The following is a 15,858-nucleotide window of genomic DNA, read 5'->3' on the forward strand; positions in this document are numbered from 1 at the left end:
CCGACCGCGCTCCACCCGAGCCCTGACCGACCTTCCCGTATGCCGTCCTGCCGCCCTCGTCGGGGTCGGAGGGCGGCATACGGCGTCGTCGGTGGGCCGACATAGGGTGGACGCGTGGCGGACCCGACGACCTACCGACCGAAGCCGGGGGAGATCCCGACCGACCCGGGCGTCTACCGCTTCCGCGACGCCCACGGCCGGGTCATCTATGTCGGCAAGGCCAAGTCGCTGCGCCCCCGCCTCTCGTCCTACTTCCAGGACATCACCGCGCTGCACCCGCGCACGGCCACGATGGTCACCACCGCGGCCTCGGTCGAGTGGACCGTCGTGCGCACCGAGGTCGAGGCGCTCCAGCTCGAGTACTCCTGGATCAAGGAGTTCGACCCGCGCTTCAACGTCAAGTACCGCGACGACAAGTCCTATCCGTTCCTCGCCGTCACGATGGGCGAGGAGTTCCCGCGGGCCCAGGTGATGCGCGGCGCCAAGCGCAAGGGCACCCGCTACTTCGGCCCCTACGGCCACGCCTGGGCGATCCGCGAGACGCTCGACCTGCTGCTGCGGGTCTTCCCGGTGCGCACCTGCTCCTCGGGCGTCTTCAAGCGTGCGGCCGCCAGCGGCAGGCCCTGCCTGCTGGGCTACATCGACAAGTGCTCGGCGCCCTGCGTCGGGCGCGTCACCCCCGACGAGCACCGCGCCATCGCCGAGGACTTCTGCGACTTCATGGCGGGCAACAGCTCGCGCTTCGCCAAGCGCCTCGAGACCCGCATGAAGGAGGCCGCGGCCGAGCTCGACTTCGAGCAGGCGGCCCGGCTGCGCGACGACATCGGCGCCCTGACCAAGGCCCTCGAGAAGCAGGCCGTCGTCCTCGGTGACGCCACCGACGCCGATGTCTTCGCCCTCGCCGACGACGACCTCGAGGCGGCCGTCCAGGTCTTCCACGTGCGCGGCGGCCGCATCCGGGGCCAGCGTGGCTGGGTCGTCGAAAAGGAGAGCGAGGACCTCCCGACCCTCGTCGAGCACCTGCTCCAGCAGGTCTACGGCGACGCCGACCGCGACGCCGTGCCCCGCGAGGTGCTCGTCCCCACGCTGCCGGCCGACCTCGAGGCCGTCACCGAGTGGCTGTCGACGGTGCGCGGCTCCAGCGTCGGCGTGCGGGTGCCGCAGCGCGGCGACAAGCGCACGCTCATGGAGACGGTGCGCCGCAACGCCGAGCAGTCGCTGGCCCGTCACAAGGTCGCCCGCGCCGGCGACCTCACCCTGCGCAGCAAGGCGCTCCAAGAGCTGCAGGACTACCTCGGCCTCGACGACGCGCCGCTGCGCATCGAGTGCTACGACGTCAGCCACGTCCAGGGCACCAACGTCGTGGCCTCGATGGTGGTCTTCGAGGACGGCCTCGCCCGCAAGAGCGAGTACCGCCGCTTCATCGTCCGGGGCGCCACCTCGACGGCCGAGGGCGACGGAGCCGCACCCGACGCGCCCGCGACGGTCGACGACACCGCCGCGATGCGCGAGGTCCTGACCCGACGGTTCCGCCGCTACCTCGAGGACGCCGAGGGCGCCGGTGACCTCGACCTGTCCACCGGCGTCGTCAGCGATCCCTCGGACGGCTCCGGCCGGGCTGCTGGCCGCAACGGCGCCGTCGCCGACGGCGCCGTCGCTGACAGCGACGCAACCGAGGGCACCGACCGCGACGGCGACGACGACGGGCCGTCCACCTCAGGGCCCATCGACCCCGAGACCGGCCGGCCCCGGCGCTTCGCCTACCCGCCGAGCCTCGTCGTCGTCGACGGCGGGCTGCCGCAGGTCAACGCCGCGCAGGCCGTCCTCGACGAGCTCGGCATCGAGGAGGTCGCGCTCGTCGGCCTCGCGAAGCGGCTCGAGGAGGTGTGGCTCCCGCGCGACGACCACCCGGTCATCCTGCCGCGCACCAGCGAGGGCCTCTACCTGCTCCAGCGCCTGCGTGACGAGGCGCACCGCTTCGCCATCACCTTCCACCGCCAGCGACGCTCCAAGGCGATGACGACCTCCCAGCTCGACGGCATACCGGGTCTGGGCAACAGCCGGCAGAAGGCGCTGCTGCGCCACTTCGGTTCGGTCAAACGACTTCGCTCGGCGGACGTTTCGGACATCATGGCTGTTCCGGGCTTCGGCAGGTCGCTTGCTTCGGCCGTCGTCAACCACTTGGCTGGGGGAGCGCCCCAGGAGCCAGCCGTGAACCTCACGACGGGAGAAGTGCTCGAATGACCGCCGACACCGGCCCCACCCCGCAGACGTCGCTGGCCGATGCGCCCATCGTCATCGTCACCGGCATGAGCGGCGCCGGACGCAGCACCACCGCCAACGTCCTCGAGGACCTCGGCTGGCTCGTCGTCGACAACCTCCCGCCCCAGCTCCTCTCGCACCTGACCGAGCTGCGCGAGGAGGCGCGCGCGAAGGACCCCGGGTCCCGGCTCCAGCAGGTGGCCGTCGTCGTCGACGTCCGCTCGCGCGGCTGGTTCGAGCTGCTCGAGGGCGCCATCGCCGAGGCCCGCGAGCGCGGCGAGCGGCCCAGCCTCGTGTTCCTCGACGCGACCGACGAGGCCCTCGTGCGCCGGTTCGAGAGCGTGCGCCGTCCGCACCCGCTGCAGGGCGACGGCCGGCTGCTCGACGGCATCCAGCGTGAGCGCGAGCGGCTGCTCGACCTGCGGTCGTCCGCCGACGTCGTCATCGACAGCTCGGGCCTCAACGTGCACCAGCTGAGCGCCAAGCTCAGCTCGCTCTTCGCCGGCGAGGGCCGCGTGCAGCTGCGCATCGCCGTGATGTCCTTCGGGTTCAAGTACGGCCTGCCACTCGACGCCGACGTCGTCTTCGACATGCGCTTCCTGCCCAACCCCTACTGGGTGCCCGAGCTGCGGGCCCTCACCGGGCGCGACGGCCCCGTCAGCGAGTTCGTCATGAAGCAGGCCGGTGCCGACGAGTTCCTCGACCGGGCCGGCGAGCTCCTCGACACGATGATCGCGGGCTACGTCCGAGAGGGGCGTCGCTACGTCACCGTCGCCGTCGGCTGCACCGGTGGCAAGCACCGTTCCGTCGCCATCGCCGAGGCCCTGAGCGCGCGCCTCGGCGGGCGCGACCGCGTCGACACGTTCGTCGTGCACCGCGACCTGGGGCGGGAGTGACGGGGCCCGGCCGATGACCCCACCCCGCGGACCCCTGGCGTTCCCGCACCACCGCGACATCGTCGCGCTCGGTGGCGGGCACGGCCTCGCAGCAACGCTCTCGGCGCTGCGCCTGCTCACCGACCACGTCACGGCCGTCGTCACGGTCGCCGACGACGGCGGTTCGAGCGGCCGGCTGCGCGAGGAGTTCGACGTGCTGCCTCCGGGCGACCTCCGCATGGCCCTCTCGGCCCTCTGCGACGAGAGCGACTGGGGGCACACGTGGCGCGACGTCCTCCAGCACCGTTTTGCCGGCTCGGGTGAGCTCCAGGGGCACGCCCTCGGCAACCTCATGATCGTCTCCATCTGGGAGCTGCTCGGCGACACGGTCAAGGGCCTCGACCTCGTGGGCCGCCTCCTCGGTGCCCGCGGGCGCGTGCTGCCGATGGCGGCCGAGCCCCTCGAGATCGTGGCGGAGATCCGCGGCCACGACCCCGAGCGTCCCGGCGAAACCGTCGAGGTGCGCGGCCAGCACCGGGTCGCGTCGTCACCCGGCATCGTCTCGTCCATCGGCATCGTGCCGACCTGCCCCGAGCCGTGCCACGAGGCCCTGGGGGCCGTCGCCGCCGCCGACTGGGTCATGCTCGGGCCCGGCTCGTGGTTCACGTCGGTCATGCCGCACCTGCTCGTGCCCGACCTCGTCGACGCCCTCGTGACAACCCCTGCGAAGCGCCTGCTCAACCTCAACCTCGAGGTGCACAAGGGCGAGACCCGCGACTTTCGTGCCGAGGACCACCTGGCGTCGTTCGCGGCCAACGCGCCCGACCTGCGGCTCGACGTCGTGCTCGCCGACCCGAGCGTGGTCCCCGACGGCGCCTCCCTGCGCGCTGCCGCGGCCGATCTCGGAGCCGAGCTCGTCGTCGCCCCGGTCGCGGCGCGTGGCGAGCCGGGCGTGCACGACCCCCTGAGGCTCGCGGCTGCCCTGCGCGACGTCATCGCCTGAGCCCTGCCTGCCCCCCACGCGACACGCCGACGCGCAGGGCCTCACGTGCTCGGTGTGTCGCGGAGCGGTCCCGCCGCGAGGGTTCTTGATCAGGATGGCAGGATGTCGCCCATGGCCATGACAGCGAAGGTGAAGGACGAGCTCTCACGCCTCGAGGTGACCAAGCCCTGCTGTCGCAAGGCCGAGGTGTCCACGATGCTCAGGTTCGCCGGGGGACTGCACATCATCGGTGGGCAGATCGTCGTCGAGGCCGAGCTCGACACCGCCAACGCCGCCCGGCGCCTGCGCCGCAACATCACCGAGGTCTACGGCCACAAGAGCGACGTCCTCGTGCTCGCCGCCGGCGGCCTGCGCCGCGGCTCGCGCTACGTCGTGCGCGTCGTCGAGGAGGGGGCGACGCTCGCCCGCCAGACCGGGCTCATCGACACCCGCGGGCGCCCCGTCCGCGGTCTGCCGCCCAAGGTCGTCAGCGCCGCCACGTGCGACTCCGAGGCCGCGTGGCGCGGCGCCTTCCTCGCCCACGGCTCCCTCACCGAGCCGGGCCGCTCATCGGCGCTCGAGGTCACCTGCCCCGGACCCGAGGCCGCCCTCGCCCTCGTCGGCGCGGCCCGGCGCCTCGGCATCCAGGCGAAGGCGCGCGAGGTGCGCGGTGTCGACCGCGTCGTCATCCGTGACGGCGACGCCATCGGCGCGATGCTCACCCGGCTCGGTGCCCACGACGCCGTGCTGGCGTGGGAGGAGCGTCGGATGCGCCGCGAGGTGCGGGCCACCGCCAACCGTCTCGCGAACTTCGACGACGCCAACCTGCGCCGCTCGGCCCGCGCCGCCGTCGCGGCCGGAGCCCGCGTCGAGCGCGCCATGGAACTGCTCGGTGAGGACATCCCCGACCACCTCCGTGAGGCCGGCGTGCTCCGTCTCGAGCACAAGCAGGCGAGCCTCGAGGAGCTGGGCCAGCTGGCCAAGCCGCCGATGACGAAGGACGCCGTCGCCGGGCGCATCCGCCGCCTGCTCGCGATGGCCGACAAGCGGGCCGAGGAGCTCGGGGTGCCCGGCACCGACGCCAACCTCACCCCCGACATGCTCGACAGCTGACCCTCCGTCGACCCCCTTGCCCGGCCGTACGCGTACGTCGGGTGGTGCGGGACGCGCTGAGCGGGTGCTCACCAAGCCCTGAGACTGCCGGTTCGGCCCCTGAGCCGACGCACTAGGGTGGGTGTGATCGAGGTCGCAGCGTGGCGGCCCAAGGTCTGGCACATCGTCCGACACAGTCTTACCGAAGAGGTGCACAGCAGTGACCGTTCGCGTTGGTATCAACGGCTTTGGCCGCATCGGCCGCAACTTCTTCCGCGCCATCGTGGCGTCCGGAGCCGACATCGAGGTCGTGGCAACCAACGACCTCATGGACAACAAGACCCTCGCCCACCTGCTCAAGTACGACTCGATCCTGGGTCGCTTCCCGGGCGAGGTCACCTACGACGACACCTCGCTCACGGTCGACGGCAAGTCGATCCGCGTGTTCGAGGAGCGCGACCCGTCCAAGATCGACTGGGCCGGGGTCGGCGCCGACATCGTCGTCGAGTCCACCGGGTTCTTCACCGACGCGACGGCCGCCAAGGCGCACGTCGACGGCGGTGCCAAGAAGGTCATCATCTCGGCCCCGGCCAAGAACGAGGACATCACGATCGTCATGGGGGTCAACGACGACGCGTACGACGCCTCGAAGCACACGATCATCTCCAACGCCTCGTGCACGACGAACTGCCTCGGCCCGATGGCCAAGGTGCTCAACGACGAGTTCGGCATCGTCAAGGGCCTCATGACGACGATCCACGCGTACACGCAGGACCAGAACCTGCAGGACGCGCCGCACAAGGACCTCCGTCGCGCCCGAGCCGCCGCGCTCAACATCGTCCCGACCTCGACCGGTGCGGCCAAGGCAATCGGCCTCGTGCTGCCCGAGCTCAAGGGCAAGCTCGACGGCTACGCCCTCCGCGTCCCGGTGCCCACCGGTTCGGCCACCGACCTCACGTTCGAGGCCGGCCGCGAGACCACCGTCGCGGAGGTCAACGCCGCGGTCAAGGCCGCTGCCGAGGGCCCGCTCAAGGGCGTGCTCGTCTACACCGAGGACCAGATCGTCTCGAAGGACATCGAGACCGACCCCGCCTCGTGCATCTTCGACGCCGGCCTGACCAAGGTCATCGGCAACCAGGTCAAGGTCGTCGGCTGGTACGACAACGAGTGGGGCTACTCCAACCGCCTCGTCGACCTCGTCGCGCTCGTCGGCCAGTCGCTCTGAGCCCACTCGGCCACCGCCCCCGGACCCTGCGTGGTCCCGTGGGGCGGTGGCCGCACCCTTGCCCGGCTGATCCCCACCACCAGAAGAGGCATCCCGCGTGAAGACCACCAGCGACCTCGGCGACCTGCGCGGCAAGCGCGTCCTCGTCCGGTCCGACCTCAACGTCCCGCTCGACGGCTCGACCATCACCGACGACGGCCGCATCCGCGCCTCCGCGCCCACGATCAAGGGCCTGGCCGACGCCGGCGCCCGGGTCATCGTGTGCGCCCACCTCGGCCGCCCCAAGGGCGCCCCCGAGGCCAAGTACTCCCTCGCGCCCGTCGCGAAGCGCCTCGGCGAGGTGCTCGGCAGCGACGTCGTCTTCGCCGACGACACCGTCGGTGACGACGCCAAGGCCAAGGCCGCAGCCCTCGAGGACGGCCAGGTGCTGCTCCTCGAGAACCTCCGCTTCAACGCCGGCGAGACCGCCAAGACGGACGATGAGCGCGCTGGGTTCGCGGCCGAGCTCGCTTCCCTTGCAGACGTCTTCGTCTCCGACGGCTTCGGCGTCGTGCATCGCAAGCAGGCCTCCGTCTACGACGTCGCACGCCTGCTGCCGCACGCCACGGGCGACCTCGTCTCCACCGAGGTCGACGTGCTGCGCCGCCTCACGAAGGACCCCGAGCGCCCGTATGCCGTCGTGCTCGGTGGCGCGAAGGTGTCCGACAAGCTCGGTGTCATCGGCAACCTGCTCGGCACCGCCGACCGCCTCCTCATCGGTGGCGGCATGGTCTTCACCTTCCTCGCGGCGCAGGGCCTCGAGGTCGGCAAGAGCCTGCTCGAGGCCGACCAGGTCGACACGGTCAAGGGCTACCTCGACCGCGCCGAGAAGGAGGGCGTCGAGATCGTCCTGCCCGTCGACGTCGTCGCCGCCGACGCGTTCAGCGCCGACGCCGCCCACGGCGTCGTCGCGGCCGACGCGATCCCGGCCGACCGGATGGGCCTCGACATCGGCCCCGAGTCGAGCCGCCTCTTCGCCGAGAAGCTCGCCGACTGCCGCACCGTGTTCTGGAACGGTCCGATGGGCGCCTTCGAGATGGCACCCTTCGCCGACGGCACCAAGGCCCTCGCGGAGGCCCTCGTCGACATCACCGGCAAGGGCGCGCTGACCGTCGTCGGTGGCGGTGACTCCGCCGCCGCCGTGCGTCAGCTCGGCTTCGAGGACTCCGACTTCGGCCACATCTCCACCGGTGGCGGCGCCAGCCTCGAGTACCTCGAGGGCAAGGAGCTGCCCGGACTCACCGTTCTCGAGGAGGACGACGCCTGATGGCGAAGAACGACAAGACCGCCCCCGTGGGCCGCGTCCCGCTCATGGCGGGCAACTGGAAGATGAACCTCGACCACCTCCAGGCGACGCACCTCGTGCAGAAGCTCGACTGGACGCTGCGCGACGCGAAGCACGACCACTCGGCCGTGGAGGTCGCCGTGCTCCCGCCGTTCACCGACCTCCGCTCGGTGCAGACCCTCGTCGAGGGCGACAAGCTCGACCTGCGCTACGGCGCGCAGGACCTCTCGCCGCACACCTCCGGCGCCTACACGGGCGACATCTCCGGCGCCTTCCTCGCCAAGCTCGGCTGCACGTACGTCGCCATCGGGCACAGCGAGCGGCGCGAGGGCCACGGCGAGACCGACGAGGTCGTCAACGCCAAGGTCAAGGCCGCGTACCTCCATGGGCTCACCCCGATCCTGTGCTGCGGCGAGGCCCTCGACGTGCGCAAGGAGGGCCGCCAGGTCGAGCACGTCGTCGCCCAGCTGCGCGCCGACCTCGACGGCGTCACCAAGGAGCAGGCCGCCAGCATCGTCATCGCCTACGAGCCCATCTGGGCCATCGGCACCGGCGAGGTCGCGACCCCCGACGACGCCCAGGAGGTGTGCGCGGCCATCCGCACGCTGCTCGCCGAGCTCTACAGCGGCGACGTCGCCGACGGCGTACGCGTGCTCTACGGCGGCAGCGTCAAGGCCGGCAACGTCGCGGCGATCATGGCCCAGGAGGACGTCGACGGCGCGCTCGTCGGCGGCGCGTCCATCGACCCGGCCGAGTTCGCGTCGATCTGTCGCTACCGCGACCACCTCACGACCGCCTGACCACCGCCTGACCACCGCCTGACGACGCCGCGTCGACGACCGGGCCCGTTCGGCCGATGGGGGCTCGGGCAGGTATCCTTGCCCGAGCCCCGAAAGACCGGGGGAGCGGCCCACCGGCTGACAAACCCCCGAGATCCCGACGATTTGGAGTGACCACGTGGATGCGGTTCGCATCGTGCTTCAGGTCCTGCTGGTGCTGTCCAGCCTGGTCCTGACCCTGTTCATCCTGCTGCACAAGGGCAAGGGTGGCGGCCTGTCCGACATGTTCGGCGGGGGCATGTCCACGTCCCTCGGCGGCTCGTCCGTCGCAGAGCGCAACCTCGACCGCTTCACCGTGGCCGTGGCTGCCGTCTGGGCGGCATCCATCATCGGGCTGGGCCTGCTGGCCCGCTTCGCGAGCTGAGAGGACGACAGAGATGGCCAGCGGAAACGCCATTCGTGGAAGCCGGGTCGGCGCCGGCCCGATGGGCGAGGCCGAGCGCGGCGACGCCGCTCCTCGCGTCCACATCTCCTACTGGTGCTCCAACGGGCACGAGACGCGTCCGAGCTTCGCCGAGGAGCCCGGCATGGTGCTGCCCGAGACGTGGGACTGCCCGCGGTGCGGCTTCCCGGCCGGCCAGGACAAGGAGAACCCTCCGGCCCCGCCGAAGGTCGAGCCCTACAAGACGCACCTCGCCTACGTGAAGGAGCGCCGCAGCGACGCCGACGGCGCCGCCATCCTCGACGAGGCCCTGAGCACGCTGCGCGAGCGAGGCCTCATCCAGTGACCTGAGCGTCGCGCCCTCCCGGGCGCCACGCAGCACAGTGCCCACTCGACGAGAAACACCGTCGAGTGGGCACTTTGGTTTCGGGTGAGGCCGACTCAGCCGAGGCCGGACGCGGCGTCGGCGTCGACGAGCCAGAGCGTGGCGTCGGTGCCGCGCACGCCCGCGGCCGGCAGGTCCCAACGGTCGGCGCCGGGCGCGAGGGCGGCAGCCACCGCCTCGGCCTTGTCGGCGCCCGACACGAGGAACCAGACCTCGTGGCTGCGCTCGAAGCACTCGAACGTCAGGCTCACGCGGTCGGGTGGCGGCTTGGGGGAGTCGTGCACCGCGACGGCGATCGCGTCGGTGATCCTCTGCGCCGGGTGGTGCGGGAAGAGCGAGGCGATGTGCCCGTCGGGCCCGACGCCGAAGAGCGCCACGTCCCAGGCCTTCTGGCCGTGCTCGCGGATGGTCTGGGCGTATGCCGTCGCACTGGCCTCGGCGTCTGCGGACGCCTCGGGACCGGCCACCCGGTGCACCTTCGCCGGGTCGAGCCCCAGCGCCGAGAGACCGGCCTCATCGTTCTGGGTGTCGTTGCGGTCGGCATCGCCCGCGGGCAGGTAGCGCTCGTCGCCCCACCACACGCGTACACGGGACCAGTCGACGGCGGAGCGGCCGGGCACCGTGGTCAGAGACGCGATGATGGCCGAGCCCATCGACCCGCCGGTGAGCGCGAGCTGCGCCTCGGGCCGGCGGGTCTGGGCGTCGATGATCGCGGTCACGAGGCGCGCCGCCGCAGCGTCGGCGAGCGACGCCTTGTCGGGGTGCACGACGACGCGCGGCTCGGCCGTCACGATCCGGCCTCGCGCGCGCTTGCACGTTTCGTGGCAGCCGCCTTGCGCGTGGTCGACGACCCGGCGGCCGTCCTGCTCGCCGCGGACGCGCGCGTCGACGACGCCCTCGTCGTCCTCCCGGCACCTGCCTTCTTCGCAGCGGACTTCTTCGCAACGGACTTCTTCGCAACGGACTTCTTCGCGGCGGCCTTCTTCGGAGCCGCCTTTCGAGTGCCGGCGGTCGTGGCGGTGCCACCCGCGGCAGAGCTCGCCTGGGCCGCCTTCTTGCGGTCCTTCGCGGCCTGCTTCTCACGCGGCGTCCGCTTGCCGGCCAGCTTGCGCACGGTGGCTGCGCGGACCTCGGCGGTCTCGGCGTGCTCGGGCGGCGCCGAAGCCGTGATCATCGCGCTGGCCTCCTGCGCCGACTCGTCGCGGCTCAGGCGCGCTGCGAGGCGCCGGGACTCGGCAGGGTCGGGGGCCTTGCCGGCCTTGGCTGCTGCGGCAGCGGTGAGGCGCACCGGCTGCAGAGCGCCGAGGCCGTGCAGCAGCGCGTCCTCGTACGCGTCGTCCGGGTCGAGGCGGCGCAGCTCGTCCGCCAGGCACTCCGGGAGCTCGCGTCGTGGCAGGCTGATCCGCCGGTCGGGCTGGCCGGTCTGCGACAGGGTCGCCACGGAGTCGCCGGGGCGGACCAGGTCGATGGGCCCGCTCTTGCGCTCGAGGCGCACGGCCGCGATCCCCGAGCCACGCGGCGTGGAGACGCGGTGAACCGGCACCCTGAGGCGCCGCGAGAGCCAGGCGGCGAGCAGGTCGGACGACGGGGAGTCGGGGGCTCCGCTGACGACCGCACCGGTGATCGGCTCGTACGGTGGCTGGTCGAGGGCCGCGGCCAGCAGGCCACGCCAACGCGTGATGCGGGTCCACGCGAGGTCGGTGTCGCCGGGTGCATACGTCGCCGCACGCTTCTTGAGCATGAGCCGGGGGTTGCGGTGCTCGGCGACGTCGGTGATGCGCCGCTGGGCCATCGCACCGATGGGATCCTTGGCGACGTCGGCCGGGGCCTCGCCCGGCCACCAGGCGACGATGGGGGAGTCGGGCAGCAGCAGAGGGACCACGACGCTGGGGCCGTGGTTGGCGAGGGCGCCGTAGAGCCGCAGCACGACGATCTCGCTCGCGCCGGCGTCGCCGCCGAGCCGGATCTGGGCATCGAGGCGGTTCTTGCCGCGGCGGTCGCCGGCGATGACGACGATGATGCGGCAGGGGTGCTGGCGGCTCGCCTGGTTGGCGACCTCGATGGCGTTCTGCGCGTCGGTGTCCTCGACGACGACGACGAGCGTCAGGACGCGGCCCAGGGCCAGCGCGCCCACCTCGTTGCGCAGACGCACCAGGGTCTTGCTGATGCCGGTGGTGGTGGTGTCGGTCAGGTCGCGGATCACGGCATCCTCCACGTACGTCCGTCGCGTTCGAGCATGCGGTCGGCCGCGGGGGGACCCCACGTGCCGGCCGGGTAGGCCTCCGGCTTGCCGGACTTGGCCCAGTGCCTCATGAGGGGGTCGAGGATGCGCCAGGACGACTCGACCTCCTCGTGCCGGGGGAAGAGCGGTGGGTCGCCCAGCAGCACGTCGAGGATGAGGCGTTCGTAGGCCTCGGGCGACGCCTCGGTGAACGACGAGCCGTAGCCGAAGTCCATCGTCACGTCACGGACCTCCATCTGGGCGCCCGGCACCTTGGAGCCGAAACGCAGGGTGATGCCCTCGTCCGGCTGGACGCGGATGACGATCGCGTTCTGGCCGAGCTCCTCCGTCGCGGTGTGCTCGAACGGCAGGTGAGGGGCCTTCTTGAAGATCACGGCGATCTCGGTGACTCGCTTGCCGAGGCGTTTGCCGGTGCGCAGGTAGAAGGGGACACCCGCCCACCGGCGGGTGTCGACCTCGAGGGTGACGGCGGCGAAGGTCTCCGTCACCGACTTCGGGTCGACGCCGTCCTCCTCGAGGTAGCCGACGACCTCCTCCGCACCCTGCCAGCCACGCGCGTACTGTCCGCGGGCGGCGCCGTTCTCGAGGTCCGCAGGGAGGCGCACCGCCGAGAGCACCTTCTCCTTCTCGGCGCGAAGGTCCTTGGCGTCGAACGACACCGGCTCCTCCATGGCCGTCAGGGCCAGCAGCTGGAGCAGGTGGTTCTGGATGACGTCGCGAGCGGCACCGATGCCGTCGTAGTAGCCGGCCCGGCCGGCGATGCCGATGTCCTCGGCCATCGTGATCTGCACGTGGTCGACGTAGTTCGCGTTCCACACCGGCTCGAAGAGCTGGTTCGCGAAGCGCAGCGCCAGCAGGTTCTGCACCGTCTCCTTGCCGAGGTAGTGGTCGATGCGGAAGACCGAGTCCGGCGGGAAGACGCCCTCGACGATCTCGTTGAGCTCCTGCGCGCTCTTGAGGTCGTGGCCGAACGGCTTCTCGATGATGACGCGTCGCCAGCTGTCGCCCTCGGCCTTCGTCAGCCCGCACCGTTCGAGCTGCTCGCAGACCGTCGCGAAGAAGCCGGGCGGGATCGAGAGGTAGAAGGCGTGGTTGCCGCCGGTGCCGCGGTCGGCGTCGAGCTCGGCGACGGTCTTGGCGAGCAGGTCGAACGCCGCCGGGTCGTCGAACGTGCCGGGCACGAAGCGGAAGCCCTCCGAGAGGTTGCGCCAGACGTCCTCGCTAAAGGGCGTTCGCGCGTGCTGCTTCACGGCGTCGTGGACGACCTGGCCGAAGTCCTGGGTGGCCCAGTCGCGGCGGGCGAAGCCGACCAGCGAGAAGCCCGGCGGGAGCAGCCCGCGGTTGGCGAGGTCGTAGATCGCCGGCATGAGCTTCTTGCGGGCGAGGTCGCCGGTGACCCCGAACAGCACGAGACCGCACGGTCCCGCGATGCGGGGGATGCGCTTGTCCTCGGCCGTGCGCAGCGGGTTGTTGCCGTGCGAGATGCGCGCCGGACTCATGCACGCCCTCCTGCGAGGAGCACCTCGCGCAGCTGTGCCAGCCCGGTGTCGTGGTCGGTGAGGTGGAGTTGCAGGACCGGGCGACCGTGGTCGGCGAGAACCGCTGCGTCGCCGCCGGCCTGCGAGGCGATGAAGTCGCCGAAGGTGAAGTCGCGTCCGGGGATCGCGAGGTCCTCCTTGGGCGCGGTCGTCACCTGCAGGTAGACCCCGACACCCGGACCACCCTTGTGGAACTGGCCGGTCGAGTGGAGGAAGCGAGGCCCCCAGCCGAACGTGACCGGACGCTCGGTGCGACGCGCCAGCGGCACGCGGCACTCGGCCAGGTCGGCGTCGGCGAGGCGGTCGAGGTAGGCCATGACCGCCACGTAGCCCCGGGAGCCGTCGAGCTGCGCGAAGAGCGCGTCGAGGGCCGCCGGGACCGTCCGGGCGTCGCCGAGCCACGAGCCGTCGCCGCCGAGCGCGCGGATCTCGATCGCGCCGTCGGTGGCAGCCGGCGCGGCCGCGGAACCCGTGCCCTGGTCGAGCAGCTCTCGCGCGGCCTTCTTGGCGCTCTCGACGTCGGGCTGGTCGAACGGGTTGATGCCGAGCAGGCGTCCGGCCACGGCCGTCGCGACCTCCCAGAGGAGCAGCTGGGCACCGAGGGCGCCGCCCACGCGTACCTCTGAGGCGGCGTCGCCTGACGGGGCGTCGTCGTCGGTGTCGGAGCCGACGAGACGCGCGACGGTGATGTCGTCCGCGGGCCACGTCACCTCCGGGTCCTCGTCGCCGCCGACGACCACAGGCAGCACGCCGGTGCCGTTCTTGCCCGTGGACTCGGCGATGAGCTGCTCGGCCCAGTCGGCGAACCCGACGATGCCGGAGCCGTCGTCGACGAGGACCAGCTTGTCGCGGAGCGGGTCGGTGCCACCCATCGCGGCACCGAGGCGCAGCCCCGGGTTGGCGTCGTCGTCGGCGGCGAGGAGGTCGGCCACCGACTCGGCCTCGTCGAGCAGGGCCTCGATGTCAACGCCGGCGAGACCGCTCGGCACCAGACCGAAGGCCGTGAGCGCGGAGTAGCGCCCGCCGACGTTCGGGTCGGCGTTGACGACGCGGTAGCCCTTGTCACGGGACTCCTTGTCGAGCGGGCTGCCCGGGTCGGTGACGACGACGATGCGCGAGGCGGGGTCGATGCCCGCGTCGGTGAACGCCTGCTCGTACGCGCGTCGCTGCGAGTCGGTCTCGACCGTCGACCCCGACTTGCTCGACACCACGACGACGGTGCGCTCGAGGGCGTCACCCAGCGCCCGGCGTACGTAGTCGGGGTCGGAGGAGTCGAGGATGACGATCGGCTTGCCCGCGGTCGCGCAGATGACCTCCGGGGCCAGCGACGACCCGCCCATGCCACAGAGCACGACGTGGTCGAGACCGTGCTCGGCGAACGAGTCGCGCATCGCCGCGACCTCGCCGACGAGCGGACGGGACGAGCGCGGAAGACCCACCCACGACAGGCGGATCCGCGACTCCGGCTCGGCCTCGGGGCCCCACAGCGTGGCGTCCTGCGCGAAGAGCTTGCGCGCGACGGAGTCCTCCACGAGGGTCGGCACGTGCCGCCCGATCGCGTCCGCCGCTGCCCCTGACGCGCTGACGGACAGCGAGCTCATGCGGTCACCTTCTCCATCTCTGCCGTGACGCCGTCGAGGAGCTCGCCCCAAGCCTTCTCGAACTTGTCGACGCCCTCGACCTCGAGCAGCTCGACGACCTCGTTGTAGGAGACGCCGACGTTCTCGAGGTCGTCGAGCAGCTTGCTCGCCTCGGCGTAGCCGCCGGTGACCGTGTCGCCCGTGACCTCGCCGTGGTCGGCGGTGGCCTCGAGCGTCTTCTCCGGCATCGTGTTGACGACGCCCGGCGCGACGAGCTCGGTGACGTAGAGGGTGTCGGGGTAGGCGGGGTCCTTGACGCCCGTCGACGCCCACAGCGGGCGCTGCGGGTTGGCGCCGTCGTCGGCCAGCGACTTCCAGCGCGGGGTCGAGAAGACCTCCTCGTAGGCCTGGTAGGCCAGACGCGCGTTGGCGACGCCGGCCTTGCCCTTGAGGGCCTTGGCCTCGTCGGTGCCGATGGCGTCGAGACGCTTGTCGATCTCGGTGTCGACGCGGGAGACGAAGAACGAGGCGACCGAGTGGATCTTGGACAGGTCGTGGCCGTTCGCCTGCGCCTTCTCGAGCCCCTCGAGATAGGCGTTCATGACGGCGCGGTAGCGCTCGAGCGAGAAGATCAACGTCACGTTGACGCTGATGCCCTCGGCGATCGTGGCCGTGATGGCCGGCAGGCCCGCCTTCGTGGCGGGGATCTTGATGAGGACGTTCGGGCGGTCGACGGCGGCATACATCTGCTTGGCCTGCTCGACGGTCTTGTCGGTGTCGTGGGCCAGGCGCGGGTCGACCTCGATGGAGGCACGGCCGTCGACACCCTTGCTCGACTCGTAGATCGGCAGGAACAGGTCGCAGGCCTCGCGCACGTCGGCGGTGGTCAGCTCGAAGACGACGTGCTCGACGTCGTTGCCGTCCTTGGTGAGCCGGGCGAGGTCGTCGTTGTAGCGGTCGCCCTTCGACATGGCAGCCTGGAAGATCGACGGGTTCGAGGTGAGTCCGACGACGTTGCGCTCCTCGATGAGGTCGGAGATCTTGCCGGTCTCGAGGAGGTCGCGCGAGAGGTCGTCGAGCCAGATCGAGACTCCGGCGTCGGAGAGGGCCTTGGTGTTCGGGTTGGTCATGT

General features: G+C 71.5%; 14 protein-coding genes. 9 read left to right on the plus strand and 5 right to left on the minus strand.

The features are described from left to right. Window positions 1-114: 114 nt before the first annotated feature. The 9 genes from uvrC (at window position 115) to ACYVNR_RS18615 (ending at window position 9,327) form a co-directional block, all read left to right on the plus strand. Entirely contained in the window at window positions 115-2,244 is a 2,130-nt protein-coding gene (uvrC, locus tag ACYVNR_RS18575; RefSeq protein ID WP_461050048.1) for an excinuclease ABC subunit UvrC, read from the plus strand. Beyond that, window positions 2,241-3,158, plus strand: a complete 918-nt coding sequence (gene rapZ, locus ACYVNR_RS18580; protein ID WP_045192351.1) for an RNase adapter RapZ — start codon at window positions 2,241-2,243, stop codon at window positions 3,156-3,158. Before uvrC ends, rapZ begins: the two co-directional genes overlap by 4 nt. A 13-nt stretch (window positions 3,159-3,171) precedes the next feature. Further along, window positions 3,172-4,140 carry a gluconeogenesis factor YvcK family protein gene (locus ACYVNR_RS18585; protein ID WP_045192353.1) on the plus strand — a complete coding sequence of 323 codons (969 nt, stop codon included), beginning with the start codon at window positions 3,172-3,174 and terminating at the stop codon, window positions 4,138-4,140. 111 nt (window positions 4,141-4,251) lie between these two features. Then, window positions 4,252-5,232: a DNA-binding protein WhiA gene (whiA, locus tag ACYVNR_RS18590; RefSeq protein WP_045192354.1), complete on the plus strand. Its 981-nt coding sequence runs from the start codon at window positions 4,252-4,254 to the stop codon at window positions 5,230-5,232. A 199-nt stretch (window positions 5,233-5,431) separates the two neighbouring features. After that, window positions 5,432-6,436, plus strand: coding sequence for a type I glyceraldehyde-3-phosphate dehydrogenase (gene gap, locus ACYVNR_RS18595; RefSeq protein ID WP_461050050.1), 1,005 nt, complete (start codon window positions 5,432-5,434; stop codon window positions 6,434-6,436). 97 nt (window positions 6,437-6,533) lie between these two features. After that, entirely contained in the window at window positions 6,534-7,742 is a 1,209-nt protein-coding gene (locus ACYVNR_RS18600) for a phosphoglycerate kinase (RefSeq protein ID WP_461050052.1), read from the plus strand. Further along, window positions 7,742-8,560, plus strand: a complete 819-nt coding sequence (tpiA, locus tag ACYVNR_RS18605) for a triose-phosphate isomerase (protein WP_461050054.1) — start codon at window positions 7,742-7,744, stop codon at window positions 8,558-8,560. The genes ACYVNR_RS18600 and tpiA overlap by 1 nt, the downstream gene beginning before the upstream one ends. 157 nt (window positions 8,561-8,717) lie before the next feature. Then, the gene (gene secG, locus ACYVNR_RS18610; RefSeq protein WP_045192358.1) at window positions 8,718-8,963 is read left to right on the plus strand and encodes a preprotein translocase subunit SecG; all 246 of its coding nucleotides are present in this window, start codon (window positions 8,718-8,720) and stop codon (window positions 8,961-8,963) included. Between the two features lie 13 nt (window positions 8,964-8,976). Next, the gene (locus ACYVNR_RS18615) at window positions 8,977-9,327 is read left to right on the plus strand and encodes an RNA polymerase-binding protein RbpA (RefSeq protein WP_082081065.1); all 351 of its coding nucleotides are present in this window, start codon (window positions 8,977-8,979) and stop codon (window positions 9,325-9,327) included. A gap of 95 nt (window positions 9,328-9,422) precedes the next feature. Here ACYVNR_RS18615 and pgl read toward each other — a convergent pair whose 3' ends face one another. From pgl to tal, 5 genes are read right to left on the minus strand one after another with little or no spacing between them, the layout of a single operon-like run. Next, the gene (pgl, locus tag ACYVNR_RS18620; RefSeq protein ID WP_045192361.1) at window positions 9,423-10,157 is read right to left on the minus strand and encodes a 6-phosphogluconolactonase; all 735 of its coding nucleotides are present in this window, start codon (window positions 10,155-10,157) and stop codon (window positions 9,423-9,425) included. Further along, on the minus strand, window positions 10,154-11,569 hold the full coding sequence (gene opcA, locus ACYVNR_RS18625; protein ID WP_461050057.1) for a glucose-6-phosphate dehydrogenase assembly protein OpcA: 1,416 nt from the start codon (window positions 11,567-11,569) through the stop codon (window positions 10,154-10,156). Before opcA ends, pgl begins: the two co-directional genes overlap by 4 nt. After that, window positions 11,566-13,107, minus strand: coding sequence for a glucose-6-phosphate dehydrogenase (gene zwf, locus ACYVNR_RS18630; RefSeq protein WP_461050059.1), 1,542 nt, complete (start codon window positions 13,105-13,107; stop codon window positions 11,566-11,568). The genes opcA and zwf overlap by 4 nt, the downstream gene beginning before the upstream one ends. Then, entirely contained in the window at window positions 13,104-14,747 is a 1,644-nt protein-coding gene (locus tag ACYVNR_RS18635) for a glucose-6-phosphate isomerase (RefSeq protein ID WP_461050061.1), read from the minus strand. The genes zwf and ACYVNR_RS18635 overlap by 4 nt, the downstream gene beginning before the upstream one ends. Next, entirely contained in the window at window positions 14,744-15,856 is a 1,113-nt protein-coding gene (gene tal, locus ACYVNR_RS18640) for a transaldolase (protein WP_045192365.1), read from the minus strand. Before tal ends, ACYVNR_RS18635 begins: the two co-directional genes overlap by 4 nt. Between the last annotated feature and the right edge of the window lie 2 nt (window positions 15,857-15,858).

The organism is Terrabacter koreensis (assembly GCF_054783315.1).

What these genes read in the sequence shown, in the direction of transcription:
- tal (WP_045192365.1), bottom strand. Translation starts at nt 15,856, where the DNA reads ATGACCAACCCGAACACCAAGGCCCTCTCCGACGCCGGAGTCTCGATC.
- whiA (WP_045192354.1), top strand. Translation starts at nt 4,252, where the DNA reads ATGGCCATGACAGCGAAGGTGAAGGACGAGCTCTCACGCCTCGAGGTG.
- rapZ (WP_045192351.1), top strand. Translation starts at nt 2,241, where the DNA reads ATGACCGCCGACACCGGCCCCACCCCGCAGACGTCGCTGGCCGATGCG.
- tpiA (WP_461050054.1), top strand. Translation starts at nt 7,742, where the DNA reads ATGGCGAAGAACGACAAGACCGCCCCCGTGGGCCGCGTCCCGCTCATG.
- zwf (WP_461050059.1), bottom strand. Translation starts at nt 13,107, where the DNA reads ATGAGTCCGGCGCGCATCTCGCACGGCAACAACCCGCTGCGCACGGCC.
- ACYVNR_RS18585 (WP_045192353.1), top strand. Translation starts at nt 3,172, where the DNA reads ATGACCCCACCCCGCGGACCCCTGGCGTTCCCGCACCACCGCGACATC.
- ACYVNR_RS18615 (WP_082081065.1), top strand. Translation starts at nt 8,977, where the DNA reads ATGGCCAGCGGAAACGCCATTCGTGGAAGCCGGGTCGGCGCCGGCCCG.
- ACYVNR_RS18635 (WP_461050061.1), bottom strand. Translation starts at nt 14,747, where the DNA reads ATGAGCTCGCTGTCCGTCAGCGCGTCAGGGGCAGCGGCGGACGCGATC.